We start from the raw sequence: 18,622 nt of genomic DNA, 5'->3' as shown, positions 1-18,622 counted from the left end.
GCTCAGTCGCGCTGCATGGCCGGGTGGCCGCGGGCCAGTACCGGCAGCAGCCACTCCGGCGGCGCGACCCGGAACAAGGCCGCCGCGACCCGGTTGACGCGACCGGGGACGACCACGGCCCTGCCGGCCGCGAGCCCGTCGATGCCGGCCAGCGCGACCTTGTCGGCGGGAACCCACATCACCCGCGGCAGGGCCGATTCGGCTTCCTCCTTCGAAAAACCGGCCGCCTCCCCGAATCCCGTATCGACCGGTCCCGGGCACAGGGCGGTCGCGCTGACCCCGGTGCCGCGCAGCTCGCCGCGCAGGCTGTGGGTGTAGGACAACACGAACGCCTTGGCGGCGCCGTACGCCGCCTGGCCCGGCAGCGGACCGAAGCCGGCCACCGAGGCGACGTTCAGCACGGCGCCGCGGTGGCGCTCGACCATGCCGGGCAGGAACCGGCTGCACAGGTCCACCACGGCGGCCACGTCGACCTCGACCAGGTTGACCTCTTGCTCCGGAACGGATTTCGCGACGAGCCCGAGCGTCGAGAGCCCGGCGTTGTTGATCAGGATGTCCGGAACCAGGCCGAGCGCCGCGACGCGCTCCGGCAAGGCCGCCCGCGCGGTGCGGTCGGACAGGTCGGCCGGCAGCGGGTGCGCCTGCGTGCCCAACCCGCCGGCGAGCGCTTCGAGACGGTCGGCGCTGCGGGCCACCAGCACCACCTGATAGCCGCGCCGGGCGAGGATCTCGGCGAACTGTTCGCCGATGCCCGACGACGCTCCGGTGACGATGGCGGCCCGGTCGTCGCCCGGGGGTGGCAGGGCCATGTCAGCCCTCGCTCGCCTGGGCGAGCGTGGCGAGCCGGTCGATCGACTCGCGCAGCATCTCAGGTGTGGTCGAACTGGCCCTCTCGAACCGGGTGCTGTCGGTCAGCGCCGTCCAGTCGTAGGTGTGGGTCACGCTGGTGAGGGTGGCGTTGATCGGGTGGAGTTCCCAGCGCCAGAGGTGGCCGGGCGGCGGCTTTTTCGGTTCCGCCGGGCGCCACGCGATCGTGCTGCCCTCGATGAATTCCACCACGTGGTTCTCTCGCACGGCGCCGTTGGTCAGCGTCGTCTTGAAGACCTCACCCACCCGCCGGACGCGCTGCCCCGGAGCGGACGAGCCGAGGTTGTTGTTGCCGTCCCAGCTCGGCTGCTGAGCGGGATCGGCGATCAATTCGAAGATCCGTTCGGCGCTGGCCGAGATCACGCGGGTTGCGCTCACGATGCGTTCCGGTTCCATGCCGCTATCCAAACACGCCCGCCGTGGCGGTGCCGATGTGACTTTCGGCGGACCCGTTGGGGACCTTCGGCCGTCGAAGCGCCCCCGGGCCAGCTGCGATTGTGGTCTTGCCGGGTTCGCCCGGCGGCCTGTCCGAAGTGCAGCAAGCCCATTTTTGGGTGAGGCCCCCACGGCCTGCTTGACCCACGTCAGAAGACGGGGATCTGCCTTCGGACAGGCCATTTACCGTCGGCGGGCCGTTAACCAACCCGGAGCGCCTCGACCGGTCCGGACAGCGCCGCCTTCATGTAGCGGGTGTCGTCATCGGCGAGCACCTCGGCATCGCCCCGCTCGATGCCGTCGGCGATCTGCCGCGCCACCTGCCGCGGGTCGTTCTTGGGCACGTCGAAACCGGAGGTCATCTCGGTCTCGGTGAAGCTCAGGTGCGCGCCGGTGACCAGGGTGCCCTGCTTTTCCAGTTCGATGCGCAACGAGTTGGTCGCTGACCACAACGCCGCCTTCGAGTCCCCGTAGCCGCCGAAGCCGGCCACCCAGGACAGGATCGAAGCGATGTCGACCAGCGCCCCGCCACCGTTGTCGGCCAGAATCGGCGCGAACGCCTTGGCGATCCGAAGCGCGCCGAAGTAATTCGTCTCGAACACCGCCCGCACTTCCTCGATGTCGCTGCTGAGCAGACTGTGCGCACCGATGATGCCGGCATTGTTGACGACGATGTTCGCGTCGGTCGCCGTAGCGGCCAGCGCGGCAACCGAATCCGGCTTCGTCACGTCCAGCGCGACGCTGACCACCCGCGGGTCCTCGCTGGGCTTGGGCGACCGCGCCGTGGCGTAGACCTTGGCCGCGCCCCGGCGCAAGAGCTCGTCCACGACGGCCTTGCCGAGCCCGCGCTGTCCGCCGGTGACGACGATCGTCGACCCCTTGATGTTGACCATGATAGTGACTCCTTGACGTAGGTAAACCCATTTTGTATCTGTCACCGTAATTGACCGCGACGACATAAGCAAGTATGTTTTGGGTATGTCTTCACCATGGTGTGCGTCACAGCGGTACCAGCTCGTCCCGGCCCCCGGCGGCCTCGCCCTGGTTCAGGACTTCCTCAACACGGCGGGCATCGAGGGGTACGGGCCGGACCTGTTGGCCGACAGCGCGCTCGCGGACGACTGGGTAGCCGGCGCGGTGCGGGCGTGGTCGGCCGCGCGCGGGTTGCACGCGCAGCCGCCGCCGCTCGGCGACGCGGACCTGTCCAGGCTTCGGGCGCTGCGTGAGACGATCGCCCAGCTGGTCGCCGGCGAACCGCCGACGGGACGCGGCACGGGCCCCGTCGCGGTGTCCCTAACGCTGTCGAAAACGGGCGAGGTGCGGCTCGAACCCACCGGCGCCGGGTGGCGCTGGCTGGCGTCGGCGCTGTGGGGAGAGGTCTTGCTCGGCCAGCAGGACGGCACCTGGCGGCGGATCAAGCGATGCCACAACCCCCAGTGCGCGTCGACGTTCTACGACCGCTCGAAGAACAACAGCGGGGTGTGGCACGACGTGAAGACGTGCGGCAACGCCGCCAACCTGCGGGCTTCCCGGGCCCGGCGACGCCAACGCGACAGCACGGCCCAGCGCCCGGCGCGCGGGTAGGACCCCGGCCTGCGCGTGGGCCGTCAGCAGCGCTCGGCGCCCCTGGACATGATGCGCGGACCGGAATCTCCTTGGCGCCGAACGCCTTTCAGCATCGCCTGTAGGGCGTAGCACGCACGTGCCGCAATCGGGGCGACCACATCGTGGTTGGTTGGGCGCGGGCCCATCCGGTCCTGCAGTGTTGCCACGGTTCTAACCCCTTGTCCGTACGGCCAGTTCGCCGATTCATTGAATTGCACCCGGGCCGTTTTACGGGCGCGCCGCGCCGCGGTAAACGTCACGAAAAGGCATCTTGTGGCGTCACCCACACTCGCGGCGCAAAGCCCGGCTCGTCACACCCTGCCCTTGAACCGGCGCAGATAGCCGAACAGCCGGTGCGCCGGCACCGGCTTGGGCCAGTCGTCGGCGCGAAAGTACGCGTCGGTACCGCCGTCGACGAAGACCACGCTGCCGCAAAGGAAGTCGGCGGCATCCGACAGCATGAAACACATCCAATCGGCCAGCTGCCGGGCGTCGCCAAAGCCGCCGACCGGGACCGGGAACGACCGGACGGCCTTGGCCTGTTTGGGGTCGGCCAGCTGCTCCTCGAGCAAGGGCGTCATGATGGCGCCCGGCGCGATGGCGTTGAGGCGCACCCCCGAACCGGCCCATTCGGGCAGCACCGCATGGCGCCGCACCCAGCGGGCGACGGCGATCTTCGAGGCCGCGTACATCATCGTCGGCGCGGCCGGGCCGAAGGGCCGCACGGACCGCAGTGCCTTGTCGGCGTCGTGCGCGAGCAGCGCTCGCACGGTGCGCCGGGGCACCACCGGCACCGTCGTCGTGGAATTGCTGGAGACGACGACGGCTTTGGCGCGTTCGGCCGCTGCCAATGCGGGGCGCAAGGCGGTCAGCAGCTCGACCACCCCGAAATAGTTGACCTGGGCGATTTGGCGGGGCCGATCCCGTCCCGGGCTCGGGCCCAGACCGGCGGCCAGCACGGCGCCGTCCAGCCTGCCGACGCAGGCCGCCAGGACACCGTCGGCCGCCGCTGTGCGGCCCTGCGGCGTAGACAAGTCGGCGACTATATCGGCGTCTCTGATGTCCACGCCGATCACGGTGTGCCCGTCGGCCTTGAGCCGCTGTGCGGTCTCGTGGCCCATCCCGGAAGCCGATCCGGTGACCGCATAGGTGCCCATTGCTGCGTTCTTACCAGCTGCCGGCCAGGCGTTAGGTAGCGGCCGCGGCGCGCTCGACGTCGAGGAGCTGCTCGCCCCGCCGCTCCTCGTCGTAGGCCTGGCGGCCACCCCGCAGGCCGAACAGCCGTTTGGATACCAGCAGGTAGATCACGGCGGCCACGTTGATCGTGAAGGTGACCAGCCGGGTCATCGTGATGCCCTTGGCGAGGTCATGGATTTCCAATGGCAAAAAGACCGAGGTCGCGATCACCGCGAAGTACTCGCCCCAGCGCTTCAGCAACCAGAGGCCGACGCCCTCGATGACCTCGATCAGCGCGTAGACGACCAGCATCGCGGTCAGCAGCGCCAGCGTGGACGGCTTGGCGGCGAGCGCCTTTTCCAGCTCGTGCACGATCGTCATTTGATCGACCTTGAACCCCGCTGCGCGAAAGATCGGCAGGTCGCGGTCCAGGGTCGACTGGATGGCCCCCCGCGCGCCACGGAATTTCCACACGGCGTACGCCGCCAGCGCGATCACCAGCGCGCGAAACAGGCGTTCCACCGCGAGCGCGCGGATGATGATGGCCTGGCGTAACGCCTTGCCGCGCACGATCATCGGCGCGTCCTCGGCGAGCCCCCGCCCGTGCGGCTCACCGACCGTGAATTCAGCGCACCGCAGGCAGCGCCAGACCTCGCCCAGCCCGGTGGTGCCGCTGAGCCGGTCGGCGAGCGCTTCCTCGTCCGGCGCGTACGTGACGTGGCCCGCCACGGCGCACGTGACCAGTTCCCATCGGTTCTTGTCGCGATCTTTGGCCATGGCCGATCATTGAATGCCGATAGCGGACGACGCAAGGGGGCGCGCGAAGCGGGCCGTTAGAAGCGCGGCTTGCGGCGCAGGCGCTGGGCGGCGGGGCTGACCGCGCCCAGCAGGGCGGTGAACTCGGCGACGGGTATCTCGTCCAGCCGGTCGACCGCGGCGATGATGTCGTTGCACAGCGCTTCTGTGCAGAAGGGCTCGGCAAGCCATCGGAACTTGTCGACGACGCGCTCCCAGGACATGGGGCGGGTGGGCGATCCCTCGTAATCGCTTTGCTCCCTGCTGAATTCCCGCCCATCGCCGGTCACCACATGCACGCGGGCCGCCGTGCGTTGCGGGTAGTCCGCGGTCAGGTCCGCCGCGGCGCTGACATCGACCCGCGCCAACAGGTCCTGAACGTCGCCGCGCAACACGCGTTCGGTCTCGAGCTGCTCGGGACCGACCCCACCGTCGAGCAGCGCCACCGCGCTCAGGTATTTCAGGTTGTAGTCCGCCTGCTCCTTGGTCAGCGGATGATCCTTACCGCCGTAGGCTCCCCCGCCGGCGAAGTCGAACGCACCCTGGAACACCTCGAGGCTGACCCGCGCGACGTCCTCGCCACGCAGGCCGTGGTCGCCGCGAAGCGCCAGGATCGCGTCGATGATGACCTGGCCGTGGATGAGTGAGCAGTATTGCTTCAAGTAGGTCTGTTCGACGCAGGCGAGCGCCCGGTCGGCGGTGCGGAAGTCAATGGACTGGTCGAAGAGTTGCACCAGCCCTTGCGGGCCTTCGAACAATGACTTGGGCCCGGTGATGCCGCGGCCGGCCAGCATCGTCGTATAGACCGCACGCATGCCGGTGATGGCGGGCGAAATGCCCTTCCAGTTCGACACCGGCTCGGCGTGCACGGCCGCCAGGGAAACGTTGTCGGCGGCGGCCGCGGCGATGGCGCTGGCGGTTTGTTCGGCGTCGAGCCCCAGCAGCTTCGCCGATCCGGCCGCGACCGACATCGCCAGTTGCAGGGCGTGATTGAGGCCCCGCGCCATGACCGGAATCTGGGCGCTGAACCGGCATTGGACCTCGTAGGCCACCGCGAGGGCCAGCAGAAAATCCGCGCCGGCAGCGTCCACGTGCTCGGCCACGGCCAGGACCGCGCCGAAGTTGTCGGCGGGATGGCACAGCCCGCCCACCGTCAAGTAGGTGTCCAGCAGATCGGGATAGCGCACCAGCACGGCGTTGAAGAACGCGGCCTGATCGACCGATACCCGGCCCCCGCCGACCTTCGTGGCGGTGGGAGTGCCGCTGAATTGATCGACGTGCGCGCGGATCGTGCCGACGAGCTCACCGTCCAGCGAACCGACCGCGCAGGCGACGCTGTCCAAAACGTTGCGTTTCAGCAATGCCCGCGGCGAACCGCTCAGGTCCGCCGCCCCGGCGCCGACGACGAAGCCGGCGAGATCGTCCACAACGTAGTTATGCGCCACGGTGTATTTGTCCTTACCCGGTCAGGATCCGGTACTGGGCGGCCATCTGCTGTTGTGCGCTATCGAGTTGCCGCGCAACGGTTTTGATGGTGTAGCGCCCCGCCGCGGCCAAGCACCAATAGCGGGGCACCAGCCCGCTGGACCCCGCGACGCGGGTGCATCTGCTCTGGGGGAGGCCCGGAACCGGCGAAGCGGCCTGTGCCGCAGTGGTTTTGGCCGCGATGTCGCTGTAGGCGTCGGCGAGGGTCTGCGCGCCGGCGGGATCCCTGGCCTGGTACAGGGTGGCCAGGTTGACGGACGCGAAATCCACACCGGCGGCGCTCAGGGCGGGGCCGACCTGGACGGGATCGTCTTCTAAGTGCAACGCCCCGGCGGTCTCGTAGGCGGCCCCGGACATCGGGGTGCTTTGGTCCGCCGGCAGCGGCAGGGTGCGGGCGACGAGACCGGTGGGGTCCAGCGGAAGCGCCGCGAACTGGTTGGCGTCGGTGGGCGCAAACGTGTCGATCAGCGGTATCTGACGGTCTATCGTGCGGGCGGCCAGCGGGGCTTCGCAGTCCGGTCCGGTGCCGCAGCGCGCGACTTGGACGAGCACGTAGGGCCCGTGCGCGGTGAACACCGACAGTTCGCGCACCGTCTGGACGCCGTCCTGGAAGGTCAGCAGCGCCGCGGCGGCGTCGGGATGGCCCGGCACGGGGATGGCCCGCTCGGGCTCGGTCACGATGGGCGTGGCGCTGGGAAGGCGGGGCATGCTCATCGCTCTGGCCTGCATCCCTTGGGCGGCCGAGGCCGCGCTGGCGGGGTTGGCGAAGCGCAGGACGGCGTTGCGCAGCGACATCTGGGGGTCCGGTCCGGGCGTTTGTCGCTCAGAGGAGAACCCGACCACGAACGGAAGGTTGAAGGCGCCGCCCATGATCGGCGTCCAGACCACCTTGGAGAGCTGCTCGAAGGCGGTGATGACGGTCGCCGCGCTGGTGGAGCCCGCAGCGCTCAGGGCGGGGTCGGCCTGCCAGGGCCCCACGACATAGGCGGCCATGCGGCGGCCTTCGACGAGCCGACCGGCTTGATCGGAACCGGCCGCACCGAGCGGGGGCGACGGGCCGGTCGGGTACTTGCCCGGGTCGAGCGAGGAGGGGTTCACCGCGGGCGACGGGTTCGATCGCGCCGGAGCCCCGGTGCCCTCGGTGGTGTGCTGACAGGCGACCAGGACGGCGCCGAGCAGCGCCGCGAAGAGAACCCGTTTCGCCTGCGGCACTGGGCCTGTCACGGTTTGCAGATCTTCCAGCCGTCTTCGAGCTTCAGCGGCAAGCTGACCGAGCCGGCGCCCAGCGCCTCGTTCTGGGCGTCCATCGCCACGGTGGCGGTATCGCCACTGACCGCGACCGAGGTGATCTTGACGGTGGTGAGCCCGTTCTGTGCGCGGCTCTTCTTGAGGTAATCCATGGTGGGCCCGGTGAACTCGGCTCGCATCGCCGAGCACATCAGTTCGGTGTAGGCGCCCCAGTTCTGGGTGTTGTAGGCGTCTTGAAACGCCATGACGGTCTGACGGATCTGGTCCTCGTCGGACGGCGGCGCAGGCGGGTTGGTCGGGGCCGCCGCGCTCGCCGACGTCGGGAGGGAGGTGCGCGGGAGCGCTGGAGTGCCGCCGGTCACCACGGAGCAGGAGGCGACGATCGCGGCGAAGGCCAGCGCCGCTGCGGCAGTGACGAACGTCGTTGTCGGTGCGCTCATTCCCCTCCGTGCCTCCCTCATTGCCGGGGCACTTTGGCGGCCGTCGCGATGACCAGTCCCGTGACGTCTGCACCCCCGGCGGCGCGGCATTGCCGAATGTCGATGATGACGTTGCCGCGCACCTGCATCCCATGCTGACAGGAGGCGTTGCCCCCGCGCAGGGTGGCCGCCAGCACGACGACCCCGGAAGTGATGGTGGGCTGGGCGAACTCCCAGGCCTGCCCGGGCGAGCCCGGCGGGGTCACCGTGACGGTTTTGCCGCCGCACAGGGCCCATTCTCCGCGCTGTGTGACGAGCGACGATCCCGCCTTGCCCTCCGGGAACGCGATGACGGCCTGGCTCACGCTGTCCTGCGACTCCGGTTCGTTCAAAGCCCGAAGGAATTGGGCGGCCACGCCGGTGTAGCCGCTGGCGGCGTACGCCGATTGCTGTGCGGGCGCCCACGCGCCGACACACTGTGGGTTGTCCAGGGTCGCGGAATCGTCGGACAACGTTGCGCTGTCGCGCTCGAGAACCAGCGGGCCTCCGTTTGCGCCGCTCGGGATCTGATCGGCCGTCAGCAGGATCGGGCGAAGCTGGGCGGCGGTGATATTGGTGGCCGGTGGTCCCTGCGCCGATGCCGACGGGGCCGCGCGCGGGTCGGCGCCCGGGCCCGCGGGCGTGCGGTCCGGCCAGATCAGCACGGTGACCGTTGTGGCGGCCACCAACACCACCGCGGCCAAAGCGGCACCGATCAACGCCCGCCGGCGCCGGCGCCGCGACGGGGGCGGTCCAGCGCCCGGCGCCAGCGTGCGCTGTCCGCTGTGCTCCCACCAGGGCGGGGACCCGATGGGATACGGGCCGACCTGCCCGCTCGGTATGGGCGGCAGCGGCGCCCGGCGCGTGGGGTCGCGCAGCGCGCCCGCGGCCGCGGCGGCGAGTTCTCCGGCCGAGCCGAACCGGGCGGCCGGGTCCTTCGCCATCGCGATGGCGATCACCCGGTCCAGCGCGGCGGGTAACGACGGCACGGCGTCGGTCACCCGCGGCGGCGGACTGAACAGATGCCCCATCATGACCGCGGCCGCCCCATTGCTGGCCGGGAACGGTGTGTGGCCGGTCAGCAGCCGAAACAACGCGCAACCCAGCGAGTAGATGTCGACGCGGCCGTCGATCGACGCGTCCGACAACACCTCGGGGGCCGCATAGGCGACGGTCGCCATCACCGAGCCGGTCGCGGTCAGCCCGACGTCGTCGAAGGCGCGGGCAATTCCGAAATCGCCCAACAGGACTCGCTCGTCGGGACCGATCGGGCCCGACAGCAGGAAGTTGCCCGGTTTGATGTCGCGGTGCACCACGTTGTGGGCGTGGGCGAAGTCGAGCGCCTTGGCGACCTGGCCGATGATGTGCACGGCGCGCTGGGGCGCCACGGTCCCGTCGCGCAGCGCGGCATCGGCGTCGATGCCGTCGACGAATTGCATCGCGATCCACAGCTGACCGTCTTCGGTCTGCCCGCGGTTATAAACCGACACGATGTGGGGGTGCTCGAGCGACGCCGCCGTGTCGGCCTCGCGAACGAATCGGGCCCGAAAATCGCGATCACGCGACAGTTCGGACGAGAGCACTTTCAGTGCGGTCTGGCGCGGCAGGATCGGATCGGCCGCGAGGTACACCGTGCCCATGCCGCCGGTGCCCAGCACCCGCTCGATGCGGTACCCGCACACCACCGCGCCGCTTGTCAGCACGTCAACACCCTACGGTCACCCCCGTATCCGTACGGCTAACCTATCCGGCGCGATCCACCGGGTGCTGCTGTGATTTCGCGATCGCCGCCGTTTCGTTGGTGAGCTTTTCTCCGATGACCCGGATCTGCCGCGCGCTGAGCGGGCACAGCGGATGCACGGCCAGCATCAGGGCGGCTTGACCATGATGGTCGAAAACCGGTGCGGCAATGGTGACCACGGGTTGCTTGCGACGACCGGGATTGTCGTCGGACAGGAAGCCGATGGTGCTGAACTCGACGAGCAGCTGATCCAGGATGTGCCGAACCGGGGTGGGCACCTCGTGGCTATCCAGCGTACCGACGACCTGGACGGCCTGCGCGAGCGCGGGCGTCGTCCAGTCGACGTCGTAGCCACGCTGCCGCGTGTGCTCCAAGACGCGTTCGAGGCGCCGGATCCGATCGCTGTTGTCGCCCGCGCCGCGTCGGACCCACGCCCGTTGTTCCTCCTCGGTGTCCCACGCGGCGAGCGCGACGCCGAACGGCGGGGCATAGGGGATCCGATCCCCCGGAATGCCCGCCGGCTGCGTTGCGGGGTCACCCTCGAAGGCCGTGACCACCAACGAGTCACCGAATCGCTCGACGACGGAGCCGGCGTAGCCGACTTCGCGGGCGATCCGCAGCGCCGCGGAACGCGCGGCGTGCGCGAGCGGGCGGGCGGTGTCCGTCCGCGCGGCCACCACGGCCAGCGCCGGACCCAGCGTGAATGTTTTCGCGACGGGATCGCGGCTGGCCCAACCGCGGTCGCACAGCGTCTTCAGGATCGCGTGTGCGGTCGCCTGAGTGAGGTCGAGCTCGCGCACGATGTCCGAGAACCGCAGCCGGGCATGTGCGGACCGCGCCAGGAGCTCGACCACGTCGAGCACGCGGGCGGTCGGCGCCGACGACGATCCGCGGATGGCTTGACTCCTTCGCGGCGAGGTTCATACAGTTACGGCGAGCATTCGAGATCATATATCGATTATTCGAGAAAATAAATGAGGATCCATTGCGCGCGGTTGTGTTGAGGGACGGCCGGTTACAGGTCCGCGAGACGCCGGATCCGGCCCCCGGGCCGGGTGAATTGCTGTTGCGGACACTGAGCACCGCGATCTGCGCGTCCGATGTGCACTTCATGGACCACCCCGAACTGGCCGTCGACGACCCGACGGGCCGTTCGCTGTACGACCCGGACCGCGACATCGTGCTCGGCCATGAGTTCGTCGGCGAGGTCATCGGGCACGGCCCCGGCTGCACTGATCAGTTCGCGGTGGGCTCGCGGGTCACGGCCATGCCGGTGCGTCTCGTCGACGGCGGGGCGGGAGGCATGCGCATCATCGGGCAGCACCCGGACGCGCAGGGGAGTTTCGGTGAGCTGCTGGTGGTTTCGGAGGCGGCGACCAAACTGGTCCCGGGCGACGTCGCCAGCGACGCGGTGGCGCTGACCGATGCTTTCGCCGTCGGCGAGTTCTACGTGAGGTCGGCGCGCATCCAACCCGGCGAGATCCCGCTCGTCATCGGCGCGGGCGCGATCGGTCTTTCCGCGGTCGCCGCCCTGTCCGGCCGCTCCATCGAACCGATCGTGGTGGCCGACTACCAGCCCGACCGCCTCGCGCTGGCACGCGAATTCGGCGCCCACGTGGCGGTGGATCCCGCCGTAAAGTCGGCGTTCGACGCGTTCCGGGAGGTTCGAGCCGAACGCGGATTGCCCGGGCCGGCGGTGGTTTTCGAGTGCGTCGGCGCCGCCGGACTCATCCAGCACATCGTCGAATCCGCCGAGATGGCCACCCGGATCTATTGCGCGGGCGGCTGGTACACCGGGGACACGCTGGACGTCACTACCGCCACCCGCCAGGGCGTCACCATCCAATTCGGCGGCGGCCCGCACCCGCAGGACTGGTATGGGACCCTGGACGCCATCGCGGCCGGACGGCTGGACCCGCTGCCGAGCGTCGGCAGAATCATCGGCCTCGACGAAGTCCCCGACGCGCTCGAGCTGGCCCGCAGATCCGACGGTCCGCCGCGCATCGTGGTTCACCCGAACGGAGACGTCGCATGAGCGAACGAGAGGACCGTCAGGATATCGCGGAGCTCCTGGTGCGCTACGCCACCGGGATCGATCGGCGTGATTGGCCCTTGTTCCGCACCGTGTTCACCGATGATTGCGAGCTCGACTACGGCGAGATCGGCACCTGGCGCGGTGTGGACGAAGTCACCGACTTCATGGACAAGACGCACGCCCTGGCGGGCCATACCCTGCACCGCCTGTCCAATCAGGCCATCACGGTCGACGGCGACAACGCCGTGGCCCGCACGTACGTCGATGCGGTGATCATGTTCGGCGACAACAAATCCGGTGTCAACGCGTGGGGATTCTACGACGACGAGATCATGCGGACCGCCACCGGTTGGCGCATCGCGCGACGCCGGTTCACCCAGGTCCGCATCACGACGTTCGGCCAGCAAGGGAGCGACACATGACTTTCGCAACCAAGTACGGACCGTGGGCACTCGTCGCCGGCGCATCCGACGGGCTGGGCGCCGCGTTCGCCGCCGGGCTTGCCGAACGCGGGGTTAACGTGGTGCTGCTGGCCCGCCGCCAGCCGGTGCTGGAGCAGGTTGCAGCGGATATCGATTCGCGATTTTCTGTCGAAACACGAATTCTCGCGATCGATCTCGCGGAGCCCGGCGCGGCATCGGCGATCGCGGCGGCGACCGCCGACCTCGAGATCGGGTTCCTGGTGTACTGCGCCGGCGCCGACCCGAATTATCAACCGTTCCTTGCCAACCCGATCGAGGCCGCCGAGGCGATGGTGCAACGCAACTGCATGGTGCCGATGCAGCTGTGCCACCACTTCGCTCCCGCGATGGTCGAGCGAGGCAGTGGCGGGATCGTCATCTTCGGGTCCGGGGCGGGTTTGGCCGGGGGGTCCAACATGGTCGCCTACGGCGCCTCCAAGGCCTTCGACATGGTCTTCGCCGAGGCGCTGTGGGCCGAGCTGCACGACAAGGGCGTCGACGTCCTGGGCCTCATACTCGGCAAGACCGATACGCCCGCGCTCAGGGAACTCGAACACAGCCGCGGGCAGATCGGCTCGCTCGACGATGTGCCGCCGGGGGCGGCCGCCGTGGACGACGTGATCGCGGACGCTTTCGACAACCTCACGAACGGCCCGACCTGGTTCGTCGGCGACGTCATGCGTGCTGCCGAGCAGCTGACCAGTTCACTGACCCGCAACCAGACCGTGCAGCTGTTCGCCCAGGCCGCGGCCGCGGCGATGGGTCCCCCGGGTTAACCCGGCGACGTCGAGAAGCCGCCCGCCCGCGACGGAACCGCGGACTCGCGCAGTGCGTCTTAGTGAATGTTGACGTTCTGCGGTTGCCCGGCGCCAGGTTTGCCAAAGTTATAGATCAGGCCAACCTAACTTTGCGAATTGCCGCGGTTAGCCAGCAAAGATGGGAGTCAGGGTCCAAACCTTTCGCCTACCCGCCACGTTGCTGGCTTCTCGTCTCGCGGGTAGGTTTGAGCGAGCGGGCCACGCTACGGCCGCGAGTCCAAGCCATCGATGATCGGCCCCCCTCTCTGAGTTGAAGGATGACGATGCTGGCCACAGACAGGCCCGCCGCCCCAGCCTCGGCGCCGGCGCGCGCGCGGCGGCTGACCCTGGTCCGCTCGGCCCTGATCACGGCGGCGTTCATCGCCCCGGCGCTGGTGGTCAGGATCGCCGGCCTGCACTTGGACCCGATCGCCGCGCTGCTGACCTATGGGGCGGCCGTGGTGGCGGCCAGCTTCCTGCTGGCGTGGGCTGCCGAAGCCGCGCAGATCGACGTCTCCGGGGGCCTGGCGATCGCGGTTCTCGCCCTGGTGGCGGTGCTGCCCGAGTACGCCGTCGACCTCTATTACGCCTACGTGTCCGGCCACAACCCGGATTACACCCAGTACGCCGCCGCCAACATGACCGGTTCCAACCGGTTGCTGATGGGGCTGGGGTGGCCCGTCGTGGTGCTGGTCAGCATCCTCGTGGCCCGCAAGGCGGGCTCCCGAATCTCCGCCCCGAAATCCGGTGCCGTGGCACTCGACCCCGCCAACCGCGTCGAACTCGGGTTTCTGCTCATTGCCGGCGTGGTCGCATTCGTCATGCCGGCGACCGGGGAGATCCACCTGGCGCTCGGGTTGGCGCTGCTCGCCTGGTTCGGCTTTTACCTTTACAAGATCGGTCATGGCGACGTGGAGGAGCCCGAGCTCATCGGTACCGCCGCCGCGCTCGGGGAGCTACCCGATCGCGCGCGGCGCATTGCCGTCGTCGGCCTGTTCCTGGCGTCGGGAGCGGTGATTGTGCTCTGCGCCAAGCCGTTCGCAGACAATCTGGTCGCGGCCGGTACCGAGCTGGGCATCGACCGCTTCCTGCTCGTCCAGTGGCTCGCCCCGCTGGCCTCCGAAGCCCCCGAGTTCATCATCGCGGTCATTTTCGCCACGCGCGGCAAAGGCACGGCGGCGATCGCCACACTGATCTCCTCCAAGGTCAACCAGTGGACGCTGCTGATCGGATCGTTGCCCGTCGCCCACATCCTCGGTGGGGGCGGGCCTGCTCTCGTGCTCGATTCACGCCAGGTCGAGGAGGTGCTGCTCACCGCCACCCAAACCCTGATGGGGGTCGCGCTGATCCTTGGGCTGCGTTTCCACCGTGCGTCGGCGGGCGCTCTGCTGGCGTTGTTCGTCGTCCAATTCCCGATCGTTTCGACCCCGGGGCGGCTGGTGCTGTGTGGGGTGTACACCGCGGTGGCCATCGCCGGGCTGATCGTCAACCGCCGCCACCTGATGAGCACCATCCGGGCACCGTTTGTCGGGAGGGCGATCCGGCACAGCGGGCACCCCCATCCCGCGGAAGACGGTCATCTCGCGGGCTGAACCGAAATTCCGCGATGACCACGGGTCGCGAATTAAGCGCACTGCCGAATTCTCTTGGCCTCGAAGGGCTATCGCGCGGGGAGAGCTGGCATGGCGAAGACGCTACGTATACGGTCCAGGTATGAATCGAGTTTCGGTGATCACCGGCGGTGCGGGCGGGATGGGTCTGGCCACGGCCAAGATCGTCGGCCGCGACCATTCCCTGGTCCTCTGCGACGTCCGACAGGACCGGCTGACCACCGCCGCCGCAACCCTGGAAGGCCTCGGGATGACTCCCACGGTTATCAACTGCGACGTCACCGACGCGGGCGCGGTGGCGGGCCTGCTCGACACCGCAAACCACCTGGGGACGCTCGCCTCGGTGATTCACACCGCGGGGGTCAGCCCGAGCATGGGCCCTGCCGACTACGTGATGCGGACCAACGCACTGGGCACAGCGAACGTCAACGAGGCGTTCTATGCGGCAGCCGGCGAGGGCGCCGTGATCGTCAATGTGGCGTCCATGGCGGCCCACATGTTGCCCGCGGAAATGGTTCCGACGGGCCAGTTTCCGCTGGCACTTCAGGACGCCGAGTCCTTCATGGACACCATGCTGGCGGCGTGCGACATCGTCCCCGAGGACGCGCGATCCGGTATCGCCTACGCCTTGAGCAAGAGCTTTGTGAGGTGGTACAGCCAGTCACAGGCGGAGAGGTTCAACGCGCGCGGATTGCGCATCGTCTCAGTTTCTCCGGGCTCGACCGACACCGAGATGGGCAGGCTCGAGGAGCAGGCCGGGGCCGGTGCGATGGTTGCCGATGCCGCGGTTCCGCGGTGGGGCAAGCCGGAGGAGATGGCCGAGCTGCTCGCCTTCTGCGCCAGCGCCAAAGCCGGTTATCTCACCGGCACCGACATCCTCAACGACGGCGGGGTGATCGCCTCGATGACGGAGCGAGCCAGGGCGGCCGCGGCCAGCGGTTGACTTAGGCAATTTGGTCTCAACGAAGCCCTGACCGCAGCTACGGGCCGTGCCCCTACCCAATCGCCAAGCAGGCCAACCACATCCGTGACCGCGCCGCCAGCGCACCCGGGGCCGGCGCGGCGCACGCATCGGCGGTTGCCATCGAGGTCGCCGAGAACCCTGCCCGATGAAAACCCCCGCGGCCCTGGTCGATTCCGGCGTCCGGGGCTGCGAACGTCTCAGGCGGGCGTCAGACGGACCGCCAGGCGCGTGGGTCCCCGCAGCAAACTGTTGGTAGACCAGCGAGTTGCACCGACCACCGATATCCGATTGACCCGCGTAACGAGCTCACGCAGCACCGCCTGGGCCTCCATGCGAGTCAATTGCGCTCCGATACACAGGTGCGCGCCGAATCCAAAGGTCATGTGCTGGCTAGGATTTCGATCGACCCGGAACCTGTCAGGTTCGTCGAATGCCAGCGGATCACGATTAGCGGCGCCAATCGACAGCATGATCCGCGAACGCGCTGGAATGGTGGCGTCACCGACCCGGTAATCGTTGAGTGCGGTGCGATAGACGTTCTGCGCCGGCGACAGATAGCGCAGCAATTCCTCGACCGCCATCGGTACCAAGTCAGGATTGGCGCGTAGCAGGTCATACTCCTCCGGGTGGGCGGCCAGCGTGTCGAACATGCCGCCAAGGAGATTGGTGGTGGTCTCATTGCCGGCCAACAGCAGAAGCATCGCGAAATAGAACAGCTCGCGGTCGGGCAGGGAGCCGGCCTGGTTCTCCGCCAGCAGCCGGCCCAGGATCGTGTCGGAGCCCTTCAACCCGCCCACCGCGAACTGCCCCGTGAAATACCGGTGCATCGCCCAGGAGCCGCGCAACGAGCCGGCCAGCTTGCGGGCACCGCGCGCCGAGAGGTCGAGATCGGTGATCTGTACCGACGCTTCCGACCACCGCCGAAAATCGTCGACGTCGGTGTCGGGAACACCCAGTAACTGGGCAATCAGCCGCACCGGCATCGGTATCGCCAGTCGCTGGACCACGTCGCAACCCGGGTTGGCCAAGACATCGCAAACCGTCTCCGCGGCCAACCGGTCGATGATCGGACGCCAGCCGTCAAGCGCGGCCTTGGTGAAGGCCGGCAGCACCTGGCGCCGCTGCCGGGCGTGTTTGTCGCCGTCCAGCGAGACCAAGATCGGTGTGCGTATTCGGGTCAGCATCGGCCCGTCAGCACTGGACAGGTTGGCGTCGTCGCGAGCGGCGGCCCGGACATCGTCCAAACGGCTCAGCACAAACACTCTGCGTTTCGGGTTGTACTGCACCCGAGGGCCGGCGTGCAATCGGCGGTAGGCCGAGTGTGGTTGGGCCGCCGTCACCGCGTCCAGCGGGTCGTACGCCGTGCTGGCCGCATCGATCGGTGCCCGCCGGCGGGCGCCCGCGGCATTGGCCAACACGGCGCCGGCCAGCGTGCGCGCCGCCGAGCCGGTGAAGCGAACCCCGTCAGTGAGCGTCATCGATCACCCGTCCTGTATGGTTACGCTCAGAACCGTAACGTAAATCTCCGTAATCGACAATGGTTATCGCAGTGGACATGACAATCGACGAGCTCGCGCGCCGCGTCGACATGACGGCGCGAAACATTCGCGAGTGGCAAACCAACGGCCTGGTGCCACCGCCACAGCGCCGCGGTCGGATCGGGATCTACAACGACGATCACATCTCACACATTGAGCGGATCAAATCGCTTCGAGCACAAGGGTTTCCGCTTGACGTAATCCGACGCGTTCTGGACCAGTCCGGTGAATCGGCACCCGAGTTACGCCGGTTGACCTCGCAAGCGCTCAGCCCCGCCAACCTCACCGGATCGATGGAGATGAAGCGGGTCGACCTGGCCGAACAGTTCGGCGCCGACGCGGAGCAGCACTTGGCAGACTGCGGGCTGATCGACGTCGTAAACGACGAGCTGCTTGTCATCACCGACACCAGAACGTTCGAATACGTCGAGAAGCTCGTCGCCATCGGCCTGCCCTTGGACAAGATCGCTCGGTCCCTCACCCACATGACCAATCACCAGATCGCGAGCATGCAGGCGTTCGTCGACCTCTACCGCGACGAAATCTGGGAGCCATTCCTGCACGCCGGGCTACCCATCGATGACTGGCCCGCGATCGCCGAGAAGACCGTCCAATTACGGTCCCTGGGAATCGGTCTCGGCATGCAGGCGTTCCGCAGGGCGATTGACAACGTGGCGGGCAGGATCGCTACCGAGGAAGCCGCGAAGATGGACGTGCCGAGGACCACTCGAAAGCGGCGCAGCACCTCCTGAGTGGTGCGACCAGTCTCGTGGCAGCAGGCGCCAGGTGCGACGGGCGTATTCCAGCTCGGTGTAGGGCCATTGGGTAACGATGCGGCCGGTAGGCGAGCGGAAGTAACTGTCGCACCGTGTCCAGATGGTGCGCTCGAGGTCTGCGGAAAGCCGTTCGTTGTAGCGCGTTTCGGCTTCCGCGCGCACGTCGAGGTATCCGCCCCGTCGCGCCACCCGACTCACCGCGCTGGCCACCAGCCGCGCGCCGGCCTCGAGGATGTAGACGATTGAGTTCCCGCCCTGGTTGGTATTGGGACCGTAGAGCATGAAGAAGTTCGGGAATCCACTCACCGCGACGCCCAGGTAGGCGCTGGGATCGGGTCCCCAGCGCTGGTGTAGGCGCTGTCCCCCGGTCCCGATGACGTCAATGCCCGGCAGGTAGCGGGACGTCTCAAACCCGGTGGCCAGCACGATCGCATCGACGTCGACGACCTGGCCGGCCTTGGTGACAACCGACGTCTCGGTGACATGGCCGATGGGGGCGGTGACAAGGTCGACATGGTCTTGCTGCAAGGCCCGGTAGTAGTCGTCACCGAGCAGCACCCAGATCGCAACGACATTCTTAGAGCGCACCGTGGCCGACGAGCGGCTTCGGCGGGCACTGACACCGGACTAC

18 protein-coding genes and 1 pseudogene are annotated in these 18,622 nt (G+C 68.3%); 7 read left to right on the top strand and 12 right to left on the bottom strand.

Translation table 11 applies throughout. The features are described from left to right. Positions 1–2: 2 nt before the first annotated feature. The 3 genes from A5787_RS22855 to A5787_RS22845 form a co-directional block, all read right to left on the bottom strand. Complete coding sequence (locus A5787_RS22855) at positions 3–809, bottom strand: SDR family oxidoreductase (RefSeq protein WP_066971272.1); 807 nt, start codon at positions 807–809, stop codon at positions 3–5. 1 nt (position 810) lies between these two features. Next, entirely contained in the window at positions 811–1,263 is a 453-nt protein-coding gene (locus A5787_RS22850; RefSeq protein ID WP_066971269.1) for an SRPBCC family protein, read from the bottom strand. A 239-nt stretch (positions 1,264–1,502) separates the two neighbouring features. Next, the gene (locus A5787_RS22845) at positions 1,503–2,195 is read right to left on the bottom strand and encodes an SDR family oxidoreductase (protein WP_066971268.1); all 693 of its coding nucleotides are present in this window, start codon (positions 2,193–2,195) and stop codon (positions 1,503–1,505) included. Positions 2,196–2,280: 85 nt separating this feature from the next. Here A5787_RS22845 and A5787_RS22840 point away from each other — a divergent pair, with 85 nt between their 5' ends. Then, positions 2,281–2,886, top strand: a complete 606-nt coding sequence (locus A5787_RS22840; protein ID WP_066971266.1) for a CGNR zinc finger domain-containing protein — start codon at positions 2,281–2,283, stop codon at positions 2,884–2,886. A gap of 332 nt (positions 2,887–3,218) precedes the next feature. Here the strand turns inward: A5787_RS22840 and A5787_RS22835 are convergent, their stop codons facing one another. From A5787_RS22835 to A5787_RS22805, 7 genes are read right to left on the bottom strand one after another with little or no spacing between them, the layout of a single operon-like run. Next, entirely contained in the window at positions 3,219–4,064 is an 846-nt protein-coding gene (locus A5787_RS22835) for an SDR family oxidoreductase (RefSeq protein WP_066971264.1), read from the bottom strand. A gap of 31 nt (positions 4,065–4,095) precedes the next feature. After that, entirely contained in the window at positions 4,096–4,860 is a 765-nt protein-coding gene (locus A5787_RS22830) for a DUF2127 domain-containing protein (RefSeq protein WP_066971262.1), read from the bottom strand. A 56-nt stretch (positions 4,861–4,916) separates the two neighbouring features. Then, complete coding sequence (locus A5787_RS22825) at positions 4,917–6,305, bottom strand: MmgE/PrpD family protein (RefSeq protein WP_066971260.1); 1,389 nt, start codon at positions 6,303–6,305, stop codon at positions 4,917–4,919. Between the two features lie 31 nt (positions 6,306–6,336). Then, positions 6,337–7,587, bottom strand: coding sequence for a hypothetical protein (locus A5787_RS22820; RefSeq protein WP_156764083.1), 1,251 nt, complete (start codon positions 7,585–7,587; stop codon positions 6,337–6,339). Further along, positions 7,584–8,051 carry a hypothetical protein gene (locus A5787_RS22815; protein WP_066971257.1) on the bottom strand — a complete coding sequence of 156 codons (468 nt, stop codon included), beginning with the start codon at positions 8,049–8,051 and terminating at the stop codon, positions 7,584–7,586. Before A5787_RS22815 ends, A5787_RS22820 begins: the two co-directional genes overlap by 4 nt. A 17-nt stretch (positions 8,052–8,068) precedes the next feature. After that, positions 8,069–9,772 carry a serine/threonine-protein kinase PknH/PknJ gene (locus A5787_RS22810; RefSeq protein WP_082977399.1) on the bottom strand — a complete coding sequence of 568 codons (1,704 nt, stop codon included), beginning with the start codon at positions 9,770–9,772 and terminating at the stop codon, positions 8,069–8,071. Between the two features lie 40 nt (positions 9,773–9,812). Further along, positions 9,813–10,673, bottom strand: coding sequence for a helix-turn-helix domain-containing protein (locus A5787_RS22805; RefSeq protein ID WP_066971255.1), 861 nt, complete (start codon positions 10,671–10,673; stop codon positions 9,813–9,815). Positions 10,674–10,795: 122 nt separating this feature from the next. Here A5787_RS22805 and A5787_RS22800 point away from each other — a divergent pair, with 122 nt between their 5' ends. The 5 genes from A5787_RS22800 (at position 10,796) to A5787_RS22780 (ending at position 15,656) form a co-directional block, all read left to right on the top strand. Then, positions 10,796–11,845, top strand: coding sequence for a zinc-binding dehydrogenase (locus tag A5787_RS22800; protein ID WP_066971253.1), 1,050 nt, complete (start codon positions 10,796–10,798; stop codon positions 11,843–11,845). Then, positions 11,842–12,267, top strand: coding sequence for a nuclear transport factor 2 family protein (locus A5787_RS22795; RefSeq protein ID WP_066971252.1), 426 nt, complete (start codon positions 11,842–11,844; stop codon positions 12,265–12,267). The genes A5787_RS22800 and A5787_RS22795 overlap by 4 nt, the downstream gene beginning before the upstream one ends. Then, positions 12,264–13,082: an SDR family NAD(P)-dependent oxidoreductase gene (locus tag A5787_RS22790; RefSeq protein ID WP_066971250.1), complete on the top strand. Its 819-nt coding sequence runs from the start codon at positions 12,264–12,266 to the stop codon at positions 13,080–13,082. The genes A5787_RS22795 and A5787_RS22790 overlap by 4 nt, the downstream gene beginning before the upstream one ends. Before the next feature lie 299 nt (positions 13,083–13,381). After that, positions 13,382–14,695, top strand: a complete 1,314-nt coding sequence (locus A5787_RS22785) for a sodium:proton exchanger (RefSeq protein ID WP_082977398.1) — start codon at positions 13,382–13,384, stop codon at positions 14,693–14,695. Between the two features lie 121 nt (positions 14,696–14,816). After that, positions 14,817–15,656: an SDR family oxidoreductase gene (locus tag A5787_RS22780; RefSeq protein ID WP_082977397.1), complete on the top strand. Its 840-nt coding sequence runs from the start codon at positions 14,817–14,819 to the stop codon at positions 15,654–15,656. A 218-nt stretch (positions 15,657–15,874) separates the two neighbouring features. Here A5787_RS22780 and A5787_RS22775 read toward each other — a convergent pair whose 3' ends face one another. Beyond that, positions 15,875–17,155, bottom strand: a complete 1,281-nt coding sequence (locus A5787_RS22775) for a cytochrome P450 (RefSeq protein ID WP_082977396.1) — start codon at positions 17,153–17,155, stop codon at positions 15,875–15,877. A 59-nt stretch (positions 17,156–17,214) separates the two neighbouring features. Here A5787_RS22775 and A5787_RS22770 point away from each other — a divergent pair, with 59 nt between their 5' ends. Continuing rightward, on the top strand, positions 17,215–17,967 hold the full coding sequence (locus A5787_RS22770; protein ID WP_082977395.1) for a MerR family transcriptional regulator: 753 nt from the start codon (positions 17,215–17,217) through the stop codon (positions 17,965–17,967). On the opposite strand, the pseudogene A5787_RS27055 reads toward A5787_RS22770, so the two are convergent. Beyond that, positions 17,962–18,549, bottom strand: a pseudogene (locus A5787_RS27055) (NAD(P)/FAD-dependent oxidoreductase); the annotation flags it as partial. The gene A5787_RS22770 and the pseudogene A5787_RS27055 sit on opposite strands and share 6 nt — an antisense overlap. Positions 18,550–18,622 lie beyond the last annotated feature (73 nt).

Origin of the sequence: Mycobacterium sp. 852002-50816_SCH5313054-b (assembly GCF_001667185.1) — a bacterium.
In the GTDB taxonomy this organism is placed as follows: Bacteria; Actinomycetota; Actinomycetes; order Mycobacteriales; family Mycobacteriaceae; genus Mycobacterium.
Note: the sequence above shows the minus strand (reverse complement) of the source record. Positions and strands in the feature narration are given on the sequence as shown.